General features: G+C 73.1%; 9 protein-coding genes. 2 read left to right on the top strand and 7 right to left on the bottom strand.

Features of this window, described 5'->3' with window-relative positions:
* Positions 1-16 precede the first annotated feature (16 nt).
* Genes rsmA through lptF form a run of 5 tightly spaced genes read right to left on the bottom strand, consistent with a single transcriptional unit; the run spans position 17 to position 6,847 of the window.
* Positions 17-874, bottom strand: coding sequence for a 16S rRNA (adenine(1518)-N(6)/adenine(1519)-N(6))-dimethyltransferase RsmA (rsmA, locus tag MET2598_RS0112335; RefSeq protein WP_018261034.1), 858 nt, complete (start codon positions 872-874; stop codon positions 17-19).
* 11 nt (positions 875-885) lie between these two features.
* The gene (gene pdxA / locus MET2598_RS0112330) at positions 886-1,899 is read right to left on the bottom strand and encodes a 4-hydroxythreonine-4-phosphate dehydrogenase PdxA (RefSeq protein WP_018261033.1); all 1,014 of its coding nucleotides are present in this window, start codon (positions 1,897-1,899) and stop codon (positions 886-888) included.
* 25 nt (positions 1,900-1,924) lie between these two features.
* Positions 1,925-4,540, bottom strand: a complete 2,616-nt coding sequence (locus MET2598_RS0112325) for an LPS-assembly protein LptD (RefSeq protein ID WP_026190685.1) — start codon at positions 4,538-4,540, stop codon at positions 1,925-1,927.
* Positions 4,541-4,584: 44 nt separating this feature from the next.
* Positions 4,585-5,673 (bottom strand): LPS export ABC transporter permease LptG, encoded by a 1,089-nt coding sequence (gene lptG / locus MET2598_RS0112320; protein WP_012334811.1) that lies wholly within the window; start codon positions 5,671-5,673, stop codon positions 4,585-4,587.
* 7 nt (positions 5,674-5,680) lie between these two features.
* Positions 5,681-6,847, bottom strand: a complete 1,167-nt coding sequence (lptF, locus tag MET2598_RS0112315; RefSeq protein ID WP_018261031.1) for an LPS export ABC transporter permease LptF — start codon at positions 6,845-6,847, stop codon at positions 5,681-5,683.
* Positions 6,848-7,104: 257 nt separating this feature from the next.
* On the opposite strand from lptF, the gene MET2598_RS0112310 reads away from it, so the two are divergent.
* Positions 7,105-8,607, top strand: a complete 1,503-nt coding sequence (locus MET2598_RS0112310) for a leucyl aminopeptidase (RefSeq protein ID WP_018261030.1) — start codon at positions 7,105-7,107, stop codon at positions 8,605-8,607.
* 42 nt (positions 8,608-8,649) lie between these two features.
* Here MET2598_RS0112310 and MET2598_RS0112305 read toward each other — a convergent pair whose 3' ends face one another.
* Entirely contained in the window at positions 8,650-9,048 is a 399-nt protein-coding gene (locus tag MET2598_RS0112305; RefSeq protein ID WP_012334808.1) for a DoxX family protein, read from the bottom strand.
* A 171-nt stretch (positions 9,049-9,219) separates the two neighbouring features.
* On the opposite strand from MET2598_RS0112305, the gene MET2598_RS0112300 reads away from it, so the two are divergent.
* The gene (locus MET2598_RS0112300) at positions 9,220-10,146 is read left to right on the top strand and encodes a LysR family transcriptional regulator (RefSeq protein WP_012334807.1); all 927 of its coding nucleotides are present in this window, start codon (positions 9,220-9,222) and stop codon (positions 10,144-10,146) included.
* A gap of 138 nt (positions 10,147-10,284) precedes the next feature.
* Here the strand turns inward: MET2598_RS0112300 and MET2598_RS0112295 are convergent, their stop codons facing one another.
* The gene (locus tag MET2598_RS0112295; RefSeq protein WP_051086509.1) at positions 10,285-12,264 is read right to left on the bottom strand and encodes a methyl-accepting chemotaxis protein; all 1,980 of its coding nucleotides are present in this window, start codon (positions 12,262-12,264) and stop codon (positions 10,285-10,287) included.
* Positions 12,265-12,835: the final 571 nt, after the last annotated feature.

Here is a 12,835-nt window from a genome sequence, read left to right as displayed (position 1 = left end):
CCTCGCCGACGGGCGCTCACGGCGGCGCGAGCGCCCGCGCCATCGCCACGAAGCCCGCCACCGGCACCTCCTCGGCCCGGGCCGTCTCGGGGATGCCGGCGGCGGCGAGGAGCGGGCCGGGATCCGGCGTCGCGGCCCGCAGGCTCTGGCGCAGCATCTTGCGGCGCTGGCCGAAGGCCGCGCCCGTCACCGCCTCCAGCGCCCGCACCCGGCAGGGCAGGGGCGCGGCGCGCGGCACCAGCCGCACCACGCTCGACGTCACCTTCGGGGGCGGCACGAAGGCGGAGGGCGGCACGTCGAACAGGATGCGCGCCTGCGTCCGCCAGCCGCACAGGACCCCGAGCCGCCCGTAATTCGCCCGGTCGCGCTCGTCGGCCACGATGCGCTCGGCCACCTCGCGCTGGAACATCAGGGTCAGCGAGTCGAACCAGGGCGGCCACGCCTCCGCGGCGAGCCAGCCGGTCAGCAGCGCCGTGCTGACATTGTAGGGCAGGTTCGCCACGATCCGCGCCGGCCCCGCGCCGACGAGCGGGCGCGGGTCGAAGGCGAGCGCGTCCGCCTGGACCACGGTGAGCCGGCCCGGGTAATGCGCGGCGATCTCGGCCAGGGCCGGCAGCGCCCGCTCGTCGCGCTCGATCGCGACCACCCGGGCCGCGCCCTCGGCGAGGAGCGCGCGGGTGAGCCCGCCCGGTCCCGGGCCGACCTCCACCACGGTCACGCCCGCGAGCGGCCCGGCCGCGCGCGCGATCCGGCCCGTCAGGTTGAGGTCGAACAGGAAGTTCTGGCCGAGCGCCTTGCGGGGCATCAGGTCGTGCGCCCGCACGACCTCCCGCAGGGGAGGCAGCCCGTCCGCGCTCACCGCGTCCGCACTCATCCCGTCCGCGCTCACGCGGCCGGGCGGCCGGCCGCCGCCAGGCGCCCGGCGAGGCGCAGCGCCGCGATCAGGCTGGCGGGCTCGGCGATGCCGCGCGCGGCGATGTCGAAGGCCGTGCCGTGGTCCGGCGAGGTGCGCAGGAAGGGCAGGCCGAGCGTCACGTTCACCCCCTCGTCGAAGGCCAGCGTCTTGATCGGGATCAGCGCCTGGTCGTGGGTCGGGGCGAGGGCGACGTCGTAGCCGGCCCGCGCCCGGGCGTGGAACAGCGTGTCGGCGGGGAGCGGGCCGCGGATCTCGATCCCCTCGGCGCGCAGCCGCGCCACCGCCGGGGCGAGCACGTCCCTGTCCTCGTGGCCGATGCCGCCCTCCTCGCCCGCGTGCGGGTTGAGGCCGGCCAGGACCAGCCGCGGCCGCGCGAGGCCGAACCGCGCCCGCAGATCCCGGTCGACGATGCGGGCCGTCTCGACGACGAGGTCCTCGGTCAGCAGCTCCGGCACCTGCCGCAGGGGCACGTGGATCGTCACCGGCACCACCGCCAGCAGCTCCGACCACAGCAGCATCACGGGCCGCGGCGCGACGCCGTCGGGCCCCGCCGCGAGGGCGGCGAGGTACTCCGTGTGGCCGGGATGGCGGAACCCCGCCGCGTAGAGCACGTGCTTGGCGATCGGGTTCGTGACCAGGGCCGCCGCCCGGCCCTCGCGCACCAGCCGCACCGCCGCCTCGATCGAGGCCAGGGTCGCGGGCGCCGTCGCCGGGTCGGGGCGGCCGGGCTCGGCCCGCACCCGCTCGCCCAGCGGCCAGACCGGGAGCGCCCGGGAAAAGGCGGCGGCGGCCTCCTCGGGCGCGGCGGCCGCGACCGGCACGGCGAGGCCCAGGCGCGCGGCCCGCTCCGCCATGAAGTCCGGGTCGCCGATCAGCACGAAGGGCGCCAGCCCCGCCGCCTCGCGGGAGGCCCAGGCCTTGAGCGCGATCTCCGGGCCGATGCCCGCCGGGTCGCCCTGGGTCAGGGCGAGGATCTGGCGCATGGCGCGTCTCCTGCCGGCCGGGCCGTCACCGCACCGTCGTCGTGGCGATCCCGTCCGTGGTCGTGCTGGAATTCAGGTTCTGGCGCAGGTTCGCCTCGCCGAGCGTGCGCAGCTCAAGGCGCAGCAGCACGGTCTGGTTCCGCTCGCGCAGGCCCACCGCCGTCTCGATCGGCGAGGTATAGTAGCTCAGCGACACGGTCGTGCACTCGTCCCGGTAGCCGAACCCGAACTGCGCCGACGAGACGTAGAACTTGTTGCCCTTGGCGTAGACCGGCGGCGTGCCGACCGGGTTGAGCAGGTAGGCGTCGAGCGAGGCGGCGTACTGGTCGCGCACTTCGAGGTAGTGCGAGAGGTCGAGGAGCAGCGAGCCGGTGATGAACCAGTTCGGCGTGATGCTGTAGGTGGCCGCGGCCTGGATGCCCTCGCGTCGGTAATCGTAGCCGAGCGCCGGCTGGGCGGCGTAGCGGGCGTAGAGCAGCGAGGTGTCGAGGGGCAGGAAGGGCGACAGCTTGGCGAAGATGCCGGTCTCCAGCCGCTTGAGCGCGAAGGTGTCGTTGTCGAAGCGCGCCCGGGTGATGAAGCTGATGTTCTGGTTCGGCGAGACCTGGAGCCGGGACACGAAGTCCGAGCCCTGGGTCTCCAGCCCCGAATTCAGCCCGACATTGGCGATGTCGCCGCGCCGGAAGGAGTTCACGCCCGCCACAGCGATCGATTCGCCGAACATGGCGTTGAGGTGGAACCCCGTCCGGGTGGTGATGGCGTACTCGGCGCCCAGATTGGCGCGCACGCCGCCCTCGACGCGGTCGTAGCCCGAGAACTTGTCCCACTGGAACAGGGAGGTGTCGTCGAAGACGAGGCTCTGGGCGTCCTCGTTCGGCAGCCGCCCGATATGCGTCTCGCTCGGCCGCGCGATCACCTGGGCGATCGGCGTCACCGTGTGCACCCCGAGCCCGCCCAGATCGGCCACGAACGGGTAGCGGTATTCCAGCCCGACCGCCGGCGTCACCCGGCCGGAGAAGTCGACGTCGGGCGAGAACAGGTTGGTGATCTGGCTGTTCTGGTACGACCTCGTGTTCGGGTCGACGTAGAAGGCGTCGGTGCGCAGGTACGCGAAGGGCTGCCAGACCTGCCCGAACTCGTCGATGAATTCCCGTCGCCAGGAGACCTGGGTGGAGAGGCGGGTGTCGGTGCCGGCGAGGCCGCGCACCACGCACTGGCCGCGCTCGAAGACCGTGCAGGTCGGGTAGAGCGGGTAGGAGATCCCGTAGAGGCTCGGCGACAGCAGGTAGGACCGGGTGCGCGGCACCTCCTGGTACTGGGTCGCGTCGCGCGTCAGGTTCTGGAAGTTCATCTGCACGCGCACCTCGCCGCCGAGCGGGTCGGGGCCGTTGACGCGCTTGTCGTAGTCGATCACCGGGGCGACGATCGGCTGCTGCTTCTGCCAGTCGTAGGTCGACAGGCCCTTGAAGTAGTAGGCCCGCGCCTCGAACCAGGAGCGGTCGCCCTGGCCGATCAGGTAGGCGGTGGAGACCGCCTCGCGGAAATAGTCGGTGGAGATGGCCTGGTTGCGGATGCGGTAATTGTCGAGGAACCACTTGTCGGTGACGCCGACCACGTCCCAGCCCGCGCGCCATTGCGGGCTCAGGTAGAACTGGCCCGCCGATTCGATCGAGCCGCGGAACTCCCGGTCGCCCGGCCCGAGCGGCGAGGCGAGGAAGACGCTCGGCGTCGACTGGAAGATGCCGCTGAGCCGCAGGTTGTAGAAGCCGTTGGCGAGGCGCTGGCGCCACTCCAGCTGGCCGAGCACGCCCTGCTTGGTCGAGAAGGTCGGCGTCACCGTCAGGTCGTAGTCGGGCGCGATGTTCCAGAAGAACGGCGTGCCGATGCCGTAGCCGAACACGCTCGAATTCACGAAGTGGGGCGTGAGGAAGCCGGTCTCGCGCCGCACCGTCGGGTCCGAGGTGTAGAAGTAGGGCAGGTACGCGACCGGGATGCCGCCGATCTCGATCGAGGCATCCTCGTAGTAGATGCGCCGCTCCTGATTGTTGTGGATGATCCGCGCGGCCTTGACCTGCCAGAGGGGCGGGCGCTCGGGATGGTCCTTGCAGGGCTCGCAGGCCGTGTAGGTGCCGCGCTCGAAGGTGGTGGTCTCGCCGTCGACCCGCTCGGCCCGCGGGGCCGAGAACCGCACCCGCGCCACCCGCCCGCGCGGCGAGATCGTCTGCTGCAGGCGCAGGGAATCGATGAAGCCGTTGCGGAAATCGTCCGTCAGCTCCATCCGGTCGCCGGTGACGATGGCGCCGGTCTCGTCGGTGAGCCGGACGTTGCCCTCGGCGAAGACCCGGCCGCTGTCGCGGTCGTAGCGCACCCGGTCGGCCAGCAGCGTGCGGGCGCCGTAATGCAGCTCGGCATTGCCGACCGCCGAGACCGTGTTGCGGTCGTTGTCGTAGACGAGTTCCTGCGCCTCCACGAGGAGGCGCTGCTGGTTCGCGCTCTTGGAGGCGCCCGCGTTGATGCGGTCGTTGAGGGTGGGCTGGGCGCGCGCCGCGTCCGGCAGCCCCGCCGCCAGGGCGAGGGCCGGCAGCGTCGCCAGCACCGGGGAGGCCACCCGGAGGGCGCTCCTACGCACGACTCGACCCATCCCCGCACCCGTTGCCGTCGCGTCGCCCGTCCGAGGGGAAGGCATCAGCCATCCTCCTGGTACAGAAGCGCGAGCGTACCGAGCAGACTCCCTACCACGGCCGGGAACCACGCCGCCACGGGGGCCGCGACGATCCCCGAGGCGCCGAGGCCCTCCATGACCTGCCGGGCGACGTAGAGCGCGAAGCCCGCCGCCACACCCGCCAGCGCCATCCTGCCGATGCCACCAAAGCGGAAGAATCTTAATGAAACGGAGGCGGCCACCAGCACCATCGCGACGAACAGCATCGGCCGGGCGAGGAGCACCGCCCGCTGCAGACGATAGCGCGCGGCGTCGAGCCCCGCCCGCTCGCTGCGCGCGATCGTCTCGCTCAGTTGCCAGAAAGGCACGGAATCCGGGGGCGTGACGCGCTGGCGGACCTGGCTCGGGGCGAGGTTCGAGGCGACCAGGTAGGTGTCGTAGCTCTCGGGCCCCGAATCCTGAGTGAGGACGCGCGCGTCCTGCAGCTCCCAGTAGCCGTCGTGCAGGGTGGCCCGGCGGGCCTCGATCTGCTGGCCGAAGGCGCCCTGCGCGTCGAAGGTGAAGATCGTGACGCCCGCGAGCGAGGTCGTGCCCTCGATGGCGGTGCTCGCCCGCACGATCGCCTGCCCGTCGACGCTGCGCTGGCGGATCCAGAGGTCGTTGCTCAGGCCCCCCTTGGTGGAGCGGGCGAAGATCCGGGCCTCGACCTGCGTCGAGCGCTGCTTGAGGGAGGCCGCCAGGGGGTTGTAGGCCCCGACCATCAGGGCCCCGATCCCCACCGCGACGAGCACGCCCGGCTGCAGGAACTGCCAGGCCGAGATGCCGGCGGCCCGCGCCACCACCAGTTCGAGCTTGCGGCTGAGCTGGAGCAGCGCCCCCATCGCGCCGAACAGGATCGCGAAGGGCATGATCTGCTCGGCGACCGCGGGCGTGCGCAGCAGGGAGAGATGCGCGACCGTGAGCGCGCTCGCCCCGGGCGCCTCGCCGGCGCGCCGCATCAGCTCGACGAAGTCGAGGGTGTAGACGAGGGCGAAGACCGTCAGGAACACCCCGGCGATCATGCGCAGGAAGCGGGCCGCGATGTAGCGGCCGAGGGTGGCGCCGATCAGCATGGCGGCCTCAGCCGTGGCTCGGCCGCAGCCGCGGCAGCCCGGCCCCGACGTGGCGCAGCCGCAGCGCCAGGGCCGCGTTGAAGGCCCGCACCCGGTTGCCGTGGAAGGCCACGAGCAGCGCCGCGAGGCCGGCGAGGAGGGGCACCGCGTAGAGGGCGGCGGCGGCCCCGGGGCTGCGCACGGCCGCGCTCGCCGCCGCGAAGCCCGCGATCCGCAGCGCCACCACCGCCGCCACCGCCGCGGCGATGGCGAGCCCCCGCCCCTGGCGGGTGGTGCGCGGGTCGCCGAGCGCCGCGAAGGCGATCAGCGCCATCGCCAGCGGGTAGAGCCAGCTGGTGAGCCGGTCGTGCAGCTCGGCCCGGAACCGCCCCTTCACCAGCTTGTAGTAGTGCTCGTTCGGGTCGGGGAACAGCAGCTGCGCCGTCGAGCGCTCCCGCGGCTTGTAGACCGTGTCCGTGTCGGGCGGCGTGAAGGCCGCGAGGTCGACCGCGTAGCGCGCGAAGCTGATGATCGAGGCGTCGCGGCTGTTCTGCTGCTGGCGGTGGATGCTGCCCTTCTCCAGGACGAGGTAGGTCTGCCCGTCGAGGTCGAGGGCCTGCCCGCGCTCGGCCAGGTAGGTCACGCTGCGCCCGGCCTCCCGGCGGTCCTGCATGAAGATGCCGAGCAGCACGCCGCCCGGCGCGCGCTCGCGGAAGTGGAAGGTGATGCCGTTGTCGAGGCTGGTGAACTGCCCCTCCTGCACGACGTTGGCGATGAAGTCGCCGCGCACCCGGGTGAGGAGGTCGCGCAGCTCCTGGAAGCTCGACGGCAGCACCTGGATGGTCAGGAAGCCGAGCGCCGCGCTCACGATCAGCGCCAGGGTCAGGAAGGGGCGCAGGAGCTGGCGCGGCGACATCCCGGCCGCGCTCATCACGATCAGCTCGGAATCGCCGTTGAGGCGGTTGAGCGCGTGCACCACCGCCATGAACAGGGCGACGGGCGCCACGACCGTGAGGAGCGCCGGGATCGACAGGCCGGTGATCAGGAAGAAGATCAGCACGGTCTGGCCCTTGGCGGTCACGAGGTCGAGCTCGCGCAAGGCCTGCGTCACCCAGATCACGCCGGTGAGGCCCGCCAGGCAGGCCAGGAAGGCGCCGAGGGCGATGCGGAAGATGTATCGCTCGATCTGCTTCATCGGCTCGGTGCGGTCGGGCCCCCTTCCGCGGCTCCTGCGTTAAGCCGGGGGGCTTCCCCGCACAAGCGCTTTCGATGGAAGCACCCGGAACGCGGCCTTTTGCGGGCGCTCCTGTGTCCGGCGTGCCTCGGCATGCCGGGCGCGGCGAATGCGCGGCCGGGCGACGCGCGGGCGGCGCGTTGCCTTCCGGCGCGGGCCTTGGCTACACAGGGGCTTTCCGGCGCCTCCGGGTTTCCCAAGGGATTGAAAGCAGCGTCATGGCGGACGGCATCAGCATCGCGTTCGAGTCCTTCGGATCGGCCAGGGCCGAGCAGGGCAGCGACCTCGTCGTGTTCGTCGGCGAGGATCTCGCCCTCTCCGCCCGCGCCGCGGAGGTGGCGGGCGCCGGGGCCGGCGACATCCTGGCGCGGGCGGCGGCCGTCGAGCGCTTCAAGGGCAAGGCGAACAGCGCCATCGCGGTGACCGCGCCGGCAGGGCTGCGGGCGGACCGGCTGGTCGTGGTCGGGCTCGGGCCCGAGGCGGAGCGGGCCAAGCTCGACTGGGCCGCGCTGGGCGGCGTCGTGGCCGGCAAGGTCGGCGGGCGGCAGGCCGTCGTGGTCCTCGACTGGGCCGGCGGGGCCCCGACCCCCGAGGCGGCGGCGGACTTCTCCCTCGGCCTGCGCCTGCGCGCCTACAAGTTCGACCGCTACAAGAGCAAGAAGGGCGAGGGCGAGGAGGCTGGCGGGGCCAAGGTCACGGTGCTGACGGCCGAGCCCGGCGCGCTCAAGAAGCCCCTGCGCGCCGCCGAGGCGGTGGCGGACGGGGTGATCCTCGCCCGCGAACTCGTCAACGAGCCGCCGAACGTCCTCGACCCGGAGGAGTTCGCCCGGCGCACCGAGCCGCTGGAGAAGCTCGGAATCGCCGTCGAGGTCCTCGATGAGAAGGCGATGCGCCGGATCGGCATGCGCGCGCTCCTCGCGGTGGCGCAGGGCTCGGGCAAGGAGGCGCGCACCGTCATCATGCGCTGGAACGGCGCCGAGGATCCCTCGGAGCCGCCGGTCGCCTTCATCGGCAAGGGCGTGTGCTTCGATTCCGGCGGCATCTCCATCAAGGGGAGCGGCGGCATGGAGGACATGAAGGGCGACATGGCCGGCGCCGCCTGCGTGGTCGGGCTGATGCAGGCCCTCGCCGCCCGCAAGGCCAAGGTCAACGCGCTCGGCGCCATCGGCATCGTCGAGAACATGCCCGACGGCAAGGCCCAGCGCCCGGGCGACATCGTCACCTCGCTCTCCGGCCAGACGATCGAGATCATCAACACCGACGCGGAGGGCCGCCTCGTCCTGGCGGACGTGATCACCTACGTCCAGCAGGAGGCCAAGCCGAAGTTCATGATCGACCTCGCGACGCTGACCGGCGCCATCCTGGTCGCGCTCGGCCAGGAATACGCCGGGATGTTCAGCACCAGCGAAGAACTCGCGGCGCGGCTGTCGGCGGCCGGCGAGGCGACGGGCGAGAAGGTCTGGCGCATGCCGCTCGCTCCGGGCTTCGACAAGCTGATCGACTCGAAATTCGCCGACATGAAGAACACCGGCGGGCGCCACGGCGGCTCGGCGACGGCGGCGCAGTTCATCAAGCGCTTCGTGAACGACGTGCCCTGGGTGCATCTCGACATCGCCGGGGTCGGCATGAACGCGCCGTCGAGCGAGATCAGCCGCTCCTGGGGGTCGGGCTGGGGCGTGCGCCTCCTCGACCGCCTGGTGCGCGACCACTACGAGGATTGAGCTCCGCCCCGGCGGGCGCGGCCCGCCGGACCGGGACGGCGATCAGGCCCGCTCGGCCGCCACGCGCGGCCGCGGCGCGACGAGTTCGTGCCGGCGGGACCACGTCAGGCCGGCGAGCAGGACGAGGAGCACGAGCGCGGGGAGGGCCATCGGCAGCGGGTCGCCCGCCCGCAGGTGGCTCCCGACCGCGCCCGCCATGATCGCCGCGAGCAGGAAAGCGCCGAGGGCCGTCGCGCCCCGGATCCAGAGCAGCGCCGCTCCGGCGAGCTGCGCCGCGCCGACCGCGTACATGAACCAGAGCGGGTAGCCGAAGCGCAGGAAGCCCGACACCTCGAACGGGACCGCGGCGAATTTCATTCCGGCCGCGAGCACGAAGACGGCCGTGATCAGGCCCCGCAGCACCAAGCTCCCCGTCCGCATCCCGCGTCGTGTGGCGTTCATCGCGATCTCCCTCCGGGGCCAGTGGCGGCCCGGGCGGGGAGGCCTAGGGCGCGCGCGTTGCGGCGGGATGTCGTGCCGTGTTGCGTCGCGGGCGGCCGCCGGGCTGGACCGGCGCCCCGCGCGCGGCGACGATGGCGGGCCCGCGCCGTCCCGCCCGCCGCCTGGAGGCCCATGGCCGCTCCCGGAGACCACCCCGCCGCCGCCACGCTGAGCCGCCTTGACCTGAAGACGCTCCGGCTCTTCGCCGCCATCTGCGAGGAGGGCACCCTCAACGGCGCCGCGCGCCGCGCCGCCATCGCCCCCTCGGCGGTCAGCAAGCGCCTCGCCGAGCTCGAACACGCCCTCGGCTGCGCGCTGCTCACCCGCGAGCCGCGGGGCATGCGGCCGACCCCGGCCGGCGAGACGCTGCTGCACCACACCCGCCGCATGCTGGCGAGCGCGGACCGGATCGCCCTCGAACTCGCCGAGCACGCCAAGGGCGTGCGCGGCATCGTCCGGATGCTCGCGAACCTCTCGGCGATCGTGCAGTTCCTGCCCGAGGATTTGCGCGCCTTCCTGGCCGCGCAGGGCGCCATCCGCATCGACCTCGAGGAGCGCCCCAGCACCGGCGTGGTGCGCGGCGTGGCCGAGGGCGCGGCCGAGATCGGGATCTGCTCGGCCAGCGTGCCGGCCCAGGGCCTCGCCACCCACCTCTACCGCCGCGACCGGCTGGTGGTGGTGATGCGGGCCGGGCATCCCCTGGCGGACAGGGCCGAGCTCGCCTTCGCGGAGACGCTCGACCACGACTTCGTCGGCCTGCACGCGGCGAGTTCGATCCACGACAGCGTGCGGGCCGAGGCGCAGCGCGTCGGCCGCCCGCTCAGGCTGCGGGTGCACGTCCCCGGTTTCGACGCGGTCTGCCGCATGGTCCAGGCCGATATGGGCCTCGCGGTGGTGCCGGAGCGCGTCGTCGGCCTGTTCGGCGCCGCGATGCAGCTCGTCGCCGTCCCGCTCTCCGATGCCTGGGCGCGGCGCGAGCTGCGGCTGGTGACGCGGCCCGGCCGGCTCTCGCCGGCCGCCACCCTGCTGCGCGACCACCTCGCGGCCTCCGCCTCATGAGGCGGCGTTCTCCAGCGTGAGGGAGGATCCGGCCGCCGAGACCGTGCGGAACGGAGGGCCGGAGAGCCGGATCGTACGCCCTGCAGGGCGAGCGAGGTCGTCTCGCCGGCGACGCGACGCGAGCGCCCGGGCGCGCCCTCAGGCGGCCCGGAAGGCGGCGAGGAAGCTCTGGACCTGCCCGCGCAGGGTCTCGGTCTGCGCCGCGAGCTCGGAGGAGGCGTCCAGCACTTGGCCCGCCGCGCCCCCCGTATGGGCGGCGGCGTCCGAGACCTCCCGGATCGTCGCCGTCACCTCGCTAGTCCGGCCGGAGGCGCAGGTCACCGCCCCGAGGATCTCGCCGGTCGCCGCGTGCTGCTGGCGCATCGTGCCGGACACCGCCTGCGTCGTCTCGTTGAGGGAGCCGATCGTCTGGGCGATGCGGCCGATCGCCTCGACGGCCCGTCCGGTGGAGGTCTGGATCCACACCACCTGCTCGCCGATCTCCGTCGTGGCGCGGGAGGTCTGGGCCGCCAGCGCCTTCACCTCGGCGGCGACCACCGCGAAACCCTTGCCGACCTCGCCGGCCCGGGCCGCCTCGATCGTCGCGTTGAGCGCGAGCAGGTTCGTCTGCTGCGCGATGCCGGAGACGAGCCCGATCACCTCCCCGATCTTGTTCGCGGCGTTCGAGAGGTCCGCGACGATGGCGCCGGCCTGGGTCGCCTCCGTCGCCGCCCCCCGCGCCATGCTCTCGGTGCGCTCGACCTGGCGGGCGATCTCGCTCACGGAGGATGCGAGCTCCTCGGCGGCGCCCGAGACCGTGATGACGTTCTGGGCGGCCTCGCCGGCGGCCTGCGCCACCGCGGCGGATTGCCGGGCCGTGCCCCCCGCCGTGGCGGTCAGCTGCCCGGCCGTGGCCTGCAGCTCCGTCGCGGCCGCCGAGACGCGGCAGAGCACGGCCTCCACCGACGCGTCGAAGCGCTTGACGAGGTCGTCGATCACGGCGGTCCGCCGCTCGCGGTCGGCGAGCCCCTCGGCCTGCGCGCCGCGCAGCGCCTCGGCCTCGATCAGCTGGTCGCGGAAGACCTGGAGCGAGCGGGCCATCGCGCCGATCTCGTCGGGGCGCTCCGTCGACGGGATCTCGGTGCGAAGGCGGCCGCCGGCGAGGTCGTGCATCGTTCCGGTGATGGCCCGGATCGGCCCCACGAGGTGGCGCGTGACGCGCCGCGCGACCAGGCCGCCGGCGGCGGCCACCGCGGCGAGGACGGTGACCAGCGTGAGCATCGCCGCGCGCCGCGCCGCGATGAAGTCGGAGATGTCGAGCGCCATCTCGATCGTGCCGATCGCCTGTCCGGCATAGTTGCGCAGGGGGCCCGCCATCACGGCGACCGGACGCCCGTCGAGGGTCGCCTCCCGCCAGTGCATCCCGGTCCCCATCGCGGCGGCGTGGCCCTGCGGATCGAGGAGCGTCCTGCCCGGGAAGGTGGCGGCGAGCGTCGTGACCGCAGCGTCCCTCACGAGGTGCATGGCGAGGTTCACCCCGTACTGCCCCTTCATCTCGGCGAGGAAGGGCTCGCCCAAGGGAAGGCCGACATCCGCCACGCCCCGCAGGGCGCCGGCCTCGCGGACCGGGGCGACCGCGAAGATCGCGATGGTCTCGCGGCCGGGCTCGACGCCGCTCACAGGGCGCATCGCCGCGACCGCGTCCCGCACGGTGCCGCGGCGCGCCAGGACCGAGTCGCCGAACGTGCCGGGCGCGTGGTAGCGCAGGAAGGCCGTCCCGTCGGCCCGGTGGATCGTGATGAAGGACAGGTTCAGGCCCGCGCTCAGAGGCTCGAACAGGAGCCGGTAGCGCTCCAGCAGGCCTGTCCGATCGTCGCGGCGCAGCGCCTCCGCGACCGCGGGGTCGTGCGCGAGGGTCAGGGCGACGCCGAGGGCGCGCTGCGTGCGGTCGGCCATCGCGGCCGTGACGGACTTGTAGCGCTCGGCCAGGGCCGCGGCCACGGCGAGGTCGGTGGCGTCCCGCTGCTGCCGGTACGCCGCGGCACCGATGACCGCCACCGCCGCGAGCGAGCAGGCCAGCAGGGCCGCGGTCAAGCGGCCGCCGATCGACAGTCTCCCCAGGAATCGTCGAACCATCATGGTCGCTGCTCTGCTCTGTGTTCCGCGTCGGGGGATTTCGGCTGCCGGGGAGGCCCCGGACCGCAGGTTGGGAATTATTTCAAAAAGTCGACGGTTCGGATTGTTCAGTGACGAACCCTGCGTCATCAGGCCCGGCCATCAAACGTGACGAGTCCTAAGATAGCGTTATCTTGGCAGTCTGGTTACGGGCGCCGGTCTCTCCTGGGTGAGAGTTCCGGGGTCCATGTTGCGTCGCAGCAAAGACCGTCGCGCCGCGTGGCATCATAGAGAAGCCGTGCCTGAGACCTGCTTCGTCACGCCGCGGCAAGGCCATCGCGGCGCATGATCCGGCCCCGTGACAGGTGGATATCGGGCGATCTCGGTCGAATTGCCTGATCTCCGGCACTGCCCAGGCGGAGCATCGTGCCGGCAGCGCGGCGCGGCCGCGGAGCATCATTCGCCGAAGGGGTCACCGGTTCGGCGGCGAGCACGATGCGGGAACGCGACTCCCGAGCAGAAGCCCGGCGGGCCGCTCCGCCCGCCCCGAGGAGGCTCACGGTCGCGGCCCGGGGCCGGTCCCGCGCCGCCGCGC

The organism is Methylobacterium sp. WSM2598 (assembly GCF_000379105.1).
GTDB lineage: Bacteria > Pseudomonadota > Alphaproteobacteria > Rhizobiales > Beijerinckiaceae > Methylobacterium.
The sequence above is the reverse complement of the archived record's forward strand: the minus strand, read 5'-3'. Positions and strand labels throughout refer to the sequence as shown.

Coding starts and splice junctions, on each gene's coding strand:
- MET2598_RS0112300 (WP_012334807.1), top strand. CDS start 9,220: ATGGCCGCTCCCGGAGACCACCCCGCCGCCGCCACGCTGAGCCGCCTT.
- lptF (WP_018261031.1), bottom strand. CDS start 6,847: ATGAAGCAGATCGAGCGATACATCTTCCGCATCGCCCTCGGCGCCTTC.
- MET2598_RS0112295 (WP_051086509.1), bottom strand. CDS start 12,264: ATGATGGTTCGACGATTCCTGGGGAGACTGTCGATCGGCGGCCGCTTG.
- MET2598_RS0112325 (WP_026190685.1), bottom strand. CDS start 4,540: ATGGGTCGAGTCGTGCGTAGGAGCGCCCTCCGGGTGGCCTCCCCGGTG.
- lptG (WP_012334811.1), bottom strand. CDS start 5,673: ATGCTGATCGGCGCCACCCTCGGCCGCTACATCGCGGCCCGCTTCCTG.
- rsmA (WP_018261034.1), bottom strand. CDS start 874: ATGAGTGCGGACGCGGTGAGCGCGGACGGGCTGCCTCCCCTGCGGGAG.
- MET2598_RS0112305 (WP_012334808.1), bottom strand. CDS start 9,048: ATGAACGCCACACGACGCGGGATGCGGACGGGGAGCTTGGTGCTGCGG.
- MET2598_RS0112310 (WP_018261030.1), top strand. CDS start 7,105: ATGGCGGACGGCATCAGCATCGCGTTCGAGTCCTTCGGATCGGCCAGG.
- pdxA (WP_018261033.1), bottom strand. CDS start 1,899: ATGCGCCAGATCCTCGCCCTGACCCAGGGCGACCCGGCGGGCATCGGC.